The sequence below is a fragment of the Streptomyces sp. NPDC049577 genome (genome assembly GCF_040675635.1).
Classification (GTDB): Bacteria; Actinomycetota; Actinomycetes; order Streptomycetales; family Streptomycetaceae; genus Streptomyces.
On record NZ_JBFAPH010000657.1, the window covers coordinates 1 to 1,148 of the forward strand.

Annotated in this window: 1 protein-coding gene; it reads left to right on the forward strand. The window is 74.3% G+C overall.

The genetic code is table 11. The annotated features are described in order from the left end of the window. Window positions 1–1,148, forward strand: a 1,148-nt coding sequence (locus AB0K09_RS33665) for an FAD-dependent monooxygenase (protein ID WP_366069180.1), incomplete at both ends; no start/stop codon positions are given.

Here is a 1,148-nt window from a genome sequence, read left to right on the forward strand (position 1 = left end):
GCGGGCCGGCCCTTCGACGCGGACTCCGGCGTCGTCCGCTGCGAGAGCCTGAGCTCCGACTGGCACTGGATCATGGAGCAGGACTCGCCGCGCGCCCTGCCCGAGTTCACCGCCGGCGAGTTCGAGATGGCCGACCAGAGCACCGTCGAACCGGTCCTGGTCGAGGCCGCCCGCGCCGAGGGCGCCGAGATCCGGCACCACACCCGGTGCCTGTCCGTCGAACAGGACGACGACGGCGTCACCGCCGTCACCGAGGACCGCGCGACCGGACGGCGGCGCACCGTCCGCGCCCGGTACCTCGTCGCCTGCGACGGCTACCGCGGCACCATCCGGGAGGGCCTCGGCATCCCCCGCACCGGGCGCGGCGTCCTCCGCTCGTACATCTCCTTCGTCATCAAGGCCGACCTGTCGGACATCGTCAAGAAGACGGCACTGTTCTGGATCATCGGCGGGGGCGCGGTGGCCGGCGGGTTCGTCACCCACGCCGTGCCCGGGCAGTGGGGCGTGGCCCTCCCCTACGACCCGGAGAAGGAGTCGCCGGAGGACTTCACCCTGGAGCGGTGCGCCAAGGCCGCGCAGGGGCTGATCGGCCGGGACGTGCCGGTCGAGGTCCTGGACAAGGCCGCCTGGCAGGAGGCCGTCGGGGTCGCCGACCGCTACCGTGCCGGGCGGGTGTTCCTGGCCGGGGACTCCGCGCACGTCTGGCCACCGGCCGGCGCGCTCGGCGCCAACTCGGCCGTGCAGGACGCCCACAACCTGGCGTGGAAGCTCGCGGCCGTGCTCAAGGGGCAGGCCGGCGACGCCCTGCTCGACAGCTACGAGGACGAGCGCCGCGCCGTCGCCCTGGAACTGGCCGACCTCACCGTCCGCAGCCAGGAGTCCCGCTTCGGGCCGACCCCGAAGGAGGACCCGCTGGAGCCCACGCTGTGCATCCTCGCCCAGCGCTACCGCTCCTCGGCGATGATCGGCGCCGAGCACACCGGCGTGATCGGCGAGGCCGTCGACCAGTACGCCCGGCCCGGCACCCGCGCGCCGCACCTGTGGCTGGACCACGAGGGCCGGCGCATCGGCGTCCACGACCTCTTCCACGACGCCTTCACCCTCGTCACCGGCCCCTCCGGCCAGGAGTGGCGGGGCGCCGCCGAGGC